Annotated in this window: 5 protein-coding genes and 1 pseudogene; 3 read left to right on the top strand and 3 right to left on the bottom strand. The window is 43.9% G+C overall.

Features of this window, described 5'->3' with window-relative positions; genetic code table 11:
• The coding region (locus tag NJD71_RS13190) for an Ig-like domain-containing protein (RefSeq protein WP_319052369.1) at window positions 1-2,218 on the bottom strand (2,218 nt) is incomplete at its 3' end.
• Between the two features lie 47 nt (window positions 2,219-2,265).
• Window positions 2,266-2,817, bottom strand: coding sequence for a hypothetical protein (locus NJD71_RS13185; protein ID WP_319052368.1), 552 nt, complete (start codon window positions 2,815-2,817; stop codon window positions 2,266-2,268).
• 281 nt (window positions 2,818-3,098) lie between these two features.
• On the opposite strand from NJD71_RS13185, the pseudogene NJD71_RS13180 reads away from it, so the two are divergent.
• A pseudogene (locus NJD71_RS13180) lies at window positions 3,099-4,331 on the top strand (IS3 family transposase).
• 15 nt (window positions 4,332-4,346) lie between these two features.
• Here NJD71_RS13180 and NJD71_RS13175 read toward each other — a convergent pair.
• Window positions 4,347-4,733, bottom strand: coding sequence for a hypothetical protein (locus tag NJD71_RS13175; protein WP_319052367.1), 387 nt, complete (start codon window positions 4,731-4,733; stop codon window positions 4,347-4,349).
• 504 nt (window positions 4,734-5,237) lie between these two features.
• Between NJD71_RS13175 and NJD71_RS13170 the strand changes: the two genes are divergently transcribed.
• Entirely contained in the window at window positions 5,238-6,206 is a 969-nt protein-coding gene (locus NJD71_RS13170; protein WP_319052366.1) for an OmpA family protein, read from the top strand.
• Between the two features lie 82 nt (window positions 6,207-6,288).
• On the top strand, window positions 6,289-7,775 hold a 1,487-nt coding region (locus NJD71_RS13165; protein ID WP_319052365.1), incomplete at its 3' end, for an Ig-like domain-containing protein.

Genomic DNA, 7,775 nt, shown 5'->3' with positions numbered 1-7,775 from the left:
CTGGGGTGTTGTCGTTGGTGATGCCGTCATCAGGGATGATTTCGACAGGATCAAGCAAATCGCCATTGCCATCTACGTTGTCGGTGATGACTGGTGCTGCAAGCGGTGTGTCAGGGGCTGTGGTGTCAACGGTAAAGCTCACCGCGTTACTAGGCGCACTCACGTTACCAGCCGCGTCAGTTACGGTGGCGGTCACACTATACTCACCATCGGCAGTGATGCCATCGTCTGCATCATTTGGAATGGTCACGTCAACAATACCGTTACCAAGATTTGCATCAAGATCATCTTCAGTCACTTCGTACTCAACGGTGATCGGATCACCACCAGCCAGAGTTACCGTCAAGGTTACTGTGTCGCCTGCAACCGTGCCAGATGGCAGGGTCACTTGGGTTTGAACGCCATCTGCAAACTCTTCTGCATTGACCCCATCATCTGCTTCGTCGTCAATGACCACGACTGGTGCTGCGATAGCGGCATCTGCTTCGCCGCCAGGCGCCACGGTATCAACCGTTATGGTGGTCGCAGGAGACGCGGCACTCACGTTACCGGCAGCATCTGTAATGGTGTAGCTGATGTCATAGGTGTCATCAGCAAGTGGGGTGTCAGGCGTTAGGGTGTTATCCACTAAGGTGGCTGGTACGGCCTCGCCATCGACCAACAATGTCGGTGTGCCGTTAGCCAATTCACTATCTGGTATGACCACACCTGGGGTGTTGTCGTTGGTGATGCCGTCATCAGGGATGATTTCGACAGGATCAAGCAAATCGCCATTGCCATCTACGTTGTCGGTGATGACTGGTGCTGCAAGCGGTGTGTCAGGGGCTGTGGTGTCTCGAATAGCGTTGGCCGTTACAGCAGGGGAGATATTACCAGCCGTATCTTCGATCCTGACAGAAACCTCTAATGCAGCTCCTTCCTCTGGTGCAGGTATTTCCACCTCAACATTACCAGCTTCAATATCGTCATTAGTCAAAACTTTTTCGACACCGTTGACAATCACGGTATAACCAACACTCGAACTCTCTGGCAAATCAACAATAACATCTACCTGATTGCCCTCTATCTCGTCAGCTGTGATAAAGGCATCTCCGTTACCGATAGCTACACCGTCTGGCGCTTCAGGCGCATCATCTGTGTCTCGAGTAGCATTAACTGTAACAGCCGTCGACTCGTTTCCAGCTATGTCTGTGATACTGGCAGTGACTTGCAGTGATTGACCTTCTAGTGGTGCATCAATAGTTACGGTTGCCATACCATTTACGATGTCATCATCGGTTATTAGCTGGTCGATACCATTAACAGTAACAGTGTCACCTACAGAAGCATTATCTGGTAAACCAATAGAGACAGTGACTTGATCATCACTAATCTCATCAGCGGTGATCAAGGCGTCACCATTACCAATATCAATACTTGGAGCATCAGGAGCAGTAGTGTCGGGGGCGTTTACTGGATCAGATTCTACTGAGGTATTACCTGCCGCATCGGTAGCAATGGCATTAATCGTCTCACCATTGGCAAGCGGTGTATCAAGAGTTACCTCGTAAGCACCTGTGGTAGCATCTGCTGCTCCCGTACCAATGATATTGTCATCTGCATCTAAGATATCTACGCGACTGCCAGGCTCAGCACTACCTGTAACGGTCGTACCGTCGAAAGCATCAATACTTGGGGCATCAGGGGCGGTAGTGTCTACTTCTGAATTATCATCGTTATTATTACTACTCCCTCCCCCTAAAGCTGCTGCTGCGACTCCTGCACCTGCTAGACCCAACAACCATGGTAACGCTGCAAACCCTTCAGCATCTGTTGCCCCTATCCACCAAGGACTGGAGTACGCATTTCCGCCCAGAGAGTGACTTTGCACCTCGCCTACCTGCATCTCAGTAACGTAGTCAGTCACGTCACCTGTATCAGGAAGGTAGTAATAGTAATTTCCATTTCCAGCAGCACCGACGAGCGCGCTATCAATATCATAAAACCCTTCAATAATGAGATCAGGGTTCTGGCTATTATTCTCAAAAGAAACATGTAGGTCTTTATTCACGCGTTTGGTGACAATATTATTAGGAGCTCGTCCAGCTGCTACATCAAAAATCTCATAATTCGTTTTATCAGTAGCTTGTATGACTGTGGGTATATTGTTTTGTGTGATCACAGTGTGTTCAACAACTGTCCCTACTTGATTGTTGGCCTTAACGGTTATAGTTTTCATAGAATCATCCTTGATTAAAGAATTCTAAACTAGGTTGCAATCTAGAATCATAAGTGAATTTTGTTGTCCTTAATTTTTGTTGGCGATAGCTGGATAATGGTTTGGAAGACATGCTCAGTATCACCAGTAGTGATTGACATAGCATTGCTGCAACTCATGATACTGAAGTACATAGCCTCTATTTCATCTCGTTTTACTAAGATGTTGTCAGCATGAAATTGAAAGAGATTTGGCTTATGGCTTTTGGTTTCTTGGCTGTATGGTGTTTGACCATATACAGACTTGTGCAGAACGGTAAATGTATTACAGAGACCACCGATGATGGAGTGAGCCATATTTTTTAATAGTATGTTCTTATCAGGTGTTATGCGCTGGACGATAGAAGGCTTTACTTTGGGTAAGTAAACCTGCAAGTGCGGTGTTATACGAGGGATATATTGATGATTTTTGGAACGAAGAGCGATGTTATCGGTCACTATGTTAACTAACGTTAGTGAAGGAGTAATGCTACAGGCAAACAGCATTCGAGCAGCCTTGATAATCTGGCAACCTACTAAATTGGCTGATTTAGCCGATAATAGTACGGTTATGCTGTTCATAGCAATTGACCTCCTATAGATAAATCACTTAATTTATTGACGTTTCATTTTTAAGATAAACTTCCAAAATCATTTTGTATTTGTAGCAATATTATTAAAATAATAATTCTTATTATAAAAAATATTAAGCCATAATTTTTGTACTGTTGTTACCATATTAGCTTTTTATGTATATATATCAACGTTTATAACTTTGTCTAAATGTAAACAATGTTTTGAGCTATGCTGAAAAAACTGTAGAACCAAACTTGGTAAACTAACGACTCAATGAGGAGTTTATCATGACTAAGAAAATCAGAACCTATAGTGCAGCATTCAAAGCTGAAGCCGTTAAAAAGATAGCAGATAATAAGGGCAATGTTTCAGCGACTGCAAAGCAGCTTGGCATCGCCATGCAGACATTATCTAACTGGCAAAACAAAGCTGATAAAGGCAAGCTGATCGGTACTAAAGAATATGATCCTGAGCTCATGGCTATACTAGAAGAGAATAAACGTCTTAAACGTGATCTAAAAGTTGCTCAGGAAGAGCGAGATATTCTAAAAAAGGCCACGGCGTACTTCGCGAATGAGGAACGTTAAGAAACAGTCTGGGAGACTGTTTTAGTGACGCAAGGCGAAGGGCTATGCACGCAGTGACAGTTGATGAAGTACGTCTTTATCAAGGATAATCAGAAGATATTTAGCATCACCTGTATGTGTCACGTATTAGATGTCAAGCCATCAAGCTATTACAACTGGATAAATCGTGGTGTTAGTAATCAGCAGATCCACCGCAACCAGTGTGAGCTGCTAGTGCGCGTGGCTCATGATGAAACTAAGCAGCGTTATGGCTGTGAGCGATTGCATGCTCATCTTGCAGAGCAAGGCCATCATATCAGTCAATACATGGTAAGACGCATTAAAGAAGAATACGGCATTGCTTGCCGTCGTCACAAGCGTTTTAAAGTTACCACCAACTCAAACCATAACAAGTTTATCTATCCAAACCTGCTCGACCAAAAATTCCATACCAGTCGTCCTAACGAAGCTTGGGTTAGTGACATTACCTATGTCTGGACCAATGAGGGTTGGCTATACTTAGCAGGTGTTAAAGACCTCTACACCAAAGAGCTTGTCGGCTATGCCATCAATAAGCGAATGACAGCAGATTTAGTTTGCCGTGCACTCAATATGGCCATCAAGAACAAACGACCCAACCAACAGCTGATTGTGCATTCTGATAGAGGCAGTCAGTACTGTAGTTATGACTATCATAAGATCATTAAGAAGCATAAATTTAAGGGCTCAATGTCCAGGCGTGGCAATTGCTTTGATAATGCGCCCATAGAAAGCTTCTGGGGCATATTAAAGAATGAGTTGGTGTATCACGAAGACTATAAAACAAGGTTTGAAGCCATCAGTGATATCACTAAATATATTGAGCTTGAGTACAACCAGACTAGAATCCAAAAGGGTTTAGGCTATAAAACGCCAAGACAGGTATGGTTTGACTTTTATCGTCAGGCTGCGTAACTAAAATCTCCCAAGTCAATGTCTACAGATTTGACAGCATAGGTCAATGTATTCATTGGTGTATGAGGTGGTGGAGAAAGGAGTATCCATAATATCTTGATTACCCAAGAGTCCAACACGGCTACCGGTTGCGACTTGTCCGCCCTCATAAGCGCTCGGTAGTCCAGACGCTGACGCATCGGCGCTACTGGTGACGACGATGGTATCAAGCACCACACTGGGAGAGACAGACGAAGAATCAGTGTTTATATCTGTCTGCGCCCATGCTGCATGACTTGCGCCTAATAATAGTATTGATGTAGACAGATAGGCTGAGTGCCGCGCGCTTGATGATCGCGTGTGGCGAGATGTTTTTACAGTATTGATGCGAGATAAAGCAGAATATAAGCGAGACAGTTGCATTGGGTTTTCCAGCAAGTATGTTAAGCGTCTATTGTAATGATAATCATTTTCGTTATCAATATTATTACGGCATTAATGCTAAATATACTTTTAGGTTGTAGGGTAGAGTCTTTTACCATTGGGGTTTGAGAAAGTCACCAATCATAAGCAGGCTGTAGTTTGTGGGAAGTTAGCTATGCATTGGAATGGAATAGTATAGTTCTGGCGCTAAAACCTTAGTAAATTGCCAATTGCTAAGTATCAGTGAATGCGGCTCAGTCTAAATGCATAAGATCCGTTTTATAGTGTTGATGACACAGTGATGGACTTACCATAAGAGTACATAACAGTCGGTTAGTTTCTTTTATTTGTATCGTCTATGTCAGATAATGAACCGCGAATATTTTGCAGCTTGCGTATATTTAAAGGTTTTCATCACACAAACACATGGCATGATTTGTGCAACAACTGAAGTTAAAGTAAGACTTAAATACCTACCCAAAAATTATTAATCAGGAAATCATCATGGAAAAAGTACTAAAGAAAGCTATGGCTACTATTGTTTTACCTACTATTCTACTTGGTGTTTCTGGCTGTGCTGTCACAGGCAACAGTGGTATTGATAATGAAGGTGACAGTCGTAGAGTGAATAACGTCATGTGGAATAATCAAGTCGACATGGATTTTCGTGATGTGCTAGCAAAAGAAGTCAATGCTAATGAAACGAGACTGGTGTTTATTCGTAAAAGTGATGATGACCTAGAACAAACCAGTGCCAATATTTCTGTCAATAATAGATATCAGGTGAGCTTGCACCCTGGCAATTATACGGCCGTTAACTCTTGCGTTGGTAGCAATCAGTTAAGTGCTCATGCTACTGGTTTTAAAGACAATGATTTGTTGGCAGATAAGACAGACTATAAACTTGATGGTGGACAAACATACTTTTTCTATGTTGACATGGATGCTTTTGGCAAAAGCACACTGGAACAAATAACGAGTGATAGTGCTTTACCATTACTAGAAACCAAACGTTATCAAACTCATCAAATTAGCCGAGTGGTACCCAACTGCGCAGTACCAACAGCAGTTATAACGCCGATACCTGAGGCTTTGCCAGTAGTACCAGTATTAGCTGAAAAAGTGACCATCGAACTTGAAGTGCTGTTTGAAACGGACAAATCTGTAGTACAGCCTGAATACTATTCTAAAATATCTGAAGTCGCAGAATTCATGGCTCAATACCCAAACACTATGGTTACTATCGAGGGGCATACCGATAGTCGGGCAAGCGAACGCTATAATCAATCACTATCACAACGACGCGTAGATGCCGTAAAAGAAGTATTGATTACTCAGTTTGGTATCGATCCTGAACGTCTAAATGCTATCGGTTATGGTGAACTACAGCCTAGAGCTACCAACGATACAGCTGCTGGCCGTCAGCTTAACCGCCGTGTTGTCGCTGTGGTCGAAGAACGCGTGGGTAATTGATACAAGTATATTTATATTATAAATAAAGCCGCATCATAAAAGTATTTCAAGCGGCAACAAAGCATTTAAAAAAGGGTAACCAATGAATACTATCATCGTAAAAACTAATAATACTACTGAGACTGTAAGCCAGATAGAAGTCGTCACAAAAGATGGCATACCTACAGTTATTCAAGCCTCAGAAAGAGTGAATTACGAGTTTCATGACAATGCCATAAACCGTGCTCCTAACCATATTATTACTAAACGTATTAAGAACGACCTCCATGTCTCATTTGAAAAAGAAGGCGAAGAGAGCGATCTTATTGTTGAAGGTTTTTACGACAGTGCAGATAGTGCTCTACTAGGTATTGCTGAAGATGGTGAGTATTACTACTATATTCCAGATACTGGTGAAACCTATGATTATGTTACTCAATTAGAAGTGGGTGACGTGGAAGGGCAAGCATTGGGCGGGGAAGTCTATGCAGCTGTCATCCCTTGGTGGATACCTGCTGCTGCTGGATTGGGAATTGCCGGACTATTAGCGAGTACAAGTAGCAACAGTCGAGATGACACCCTCATTGAAGATAATACGCCGCCATTGGTAGAAAATGAAGTTATAGCTGGTAGTTTGGGGCAGTCGGTTACTATTACTTTGTTAAGTAGTGCTATCGACCTTGAGGGCGATATTGACCCAACTAGTGTCAAACTAATCAATCTAAACACTGGACTTGAAGTCACCAGTCTAACCGTACCGGGTGAAGGCACATGGAGCGTGAATCCAGAAACAGGAGCAGTCACTTTTACCCCAGAGGCGGGCTTTACTGCTGATCCAACTCCAGTGGCATATATAGTGTCTGACTTGACTGGCAACAAATCCAATCAAGCCACTATAACCGTCGACTACCCACCAACGGCGCCAAACGTTGAAGATGAGATTCAAACAGGCAGTGTTGGTCAGCCAGTCGTCATCAATGTGCTAGATAACGCCACCGACCTTGAGGGCGATATCGACCCAACGACCGTCAAGCTAATTGACCCAGACAATGGTGATGAAGTAACTACGTTGACGGTCACAGGCGAAGGAGAATGGGTCGTTGATCCTACCTCAGGCGCTGTGACCTTTACACCAGAGGACGGTTATACAGGTGATCCAACACCTGTAGACTACATCGTAGTGGACAGCACCAACTTAAAGTCTGACCCAGCTACCATCACCATCGACTACCCACAAACCGCCCCAGTGGCACAGAACGATGCAGACACTGGTGACTCTGGTGAGACTGTCGTGGTAGACGTGGTGGCCAACGACACCGATGCTGAAGAAGATCTTGACCCAACCACCGTCATCATCACCCAATCACCAGCCGGTGGCATCATTGCCGCTGATGGCAAATCAGTCGTGGTAGATGGCGAAGGCAGCTGGAATGTGGATGCAGACACTGGGGCAATCAGCTTTACCCCAGAAGATGGCTTTACCGCAGACCCAACCCCAATCAGCTATAGCGTTGAAGACATCAACGGTTTGGTATCGAACGAAGCCACGGTCACCATCGACTACCCACAAACCGCCCCAGTGGCACAGAA

Origin of the sequence: Psychrobacter sp. PP-21, from assembly GCF_033790785.1 — a bacterium.
GTDB lineage: Bacteria > Pseudomonadota > Gammaproteobacteria > Pseudomonadales > Moraxellaceae > Psychrobacter.
The sequence above is the reverse complement of the archived record's forward strand: the minus strand, read 5'-3'. Positions and strand labels throughout refer to the sequence as shown.